Source organism: Pseudomonas sp. 3MA1 (assembly GCF_029237275.1).
Lineage (GTDB): Bacteria > Pseudomonadota > Gammaproteobacteria > Pseudomonadales > Pseudomonadaceae > Aquipseudomonas > Aquipseudomonas fluorescens_AP.
Genome location: NZ_JAACFX010000030.1, coordinates 1 through 736, shown reverse-complemented (window position 1 = coordinate 736; position 736 = coordinate 1). Strand labels below are relative to the sequence as shown.

Annotated in this window: 1 protein-coding gene and 1 rRNA gene; both read left to right on the top strand. The window is 50.0% G+C overall.

What is annotated here, in order from left to right; genetic code table 11:
* On the top strand, positions 1-234 hold a 234-nt coding region (locus tag GWQ44_RS30800), incomplete at its 5' end, for a hypothetical protein (RefSeq protein ID WP_275929105.1).
* A gap of 51 nt (positions 235-285) precedes the next feature.
* Positions 286-736 (top strand): 16S ribosomal RNA (locus GWQ44_RS30795); the annotation flags it as partial.

The following is a 736-nucleotide window of genomic DNA, read 5'->3' as shown; positions in this document are numbered from 1 at the left end:
TCGGAAGCGCAAGTGGTTGAAGTTGTTGAGAAAATCTTCGAAAACTTCTTAAAAAATCGCTTGACAGTAAATGAGGCTGCTGTAGAATGCGCGCCTCGGTTGAGACGAAAGATCTTAACCAACCGCTCTTTAACAACTGAATCAAGCAATTCGTGTGGGTGCTTGTGGAGTCAGACTGATAGTCAAAAAGATTATCAGCATCACAAGTTACTCCGCGAGAAATCAAAGATGTAACCAACGATTGCTGAGCCAAGTTTAGGGTTTTCTCAAAACCCAAAGATGTTTGAACTGAAGAGTTTGATCATGGCTCAGATTGAACGCTGGCGGCAGGCCTAACACATGCAAGTCGAGCGGCAGCACGGGTACTTGTACCTGGTGGCGAGCGGCGGACGGGTGAGTAATGCCTAGGAATCTGCCTGGTAGTGGGGGATAACGTCCGGAAACGGGCGCTAATACCGCATACGTCCTACGGGAGAAAGTGGGGGATCTTCGGACCTCACGCTATCAGATGAGCCTAGGTCGGATTAGCTAGTTGGTGAGGTAATGGCTCACCAAGGCGACGATCCGTAACTGGTCTGAGAGGATGATCAGTCACACTGGAACTGAGACACGGTCCAGACTCCTACGGGAGGCAGCAGTGGGGAATATTGGACAATGGGCGAAAGCCTGATCCAGCCATGCCGCGTGTGTGAAGAAGGTCTTCGGATTGTAAAGCACTTTAAGTTGGGAGGAAGGG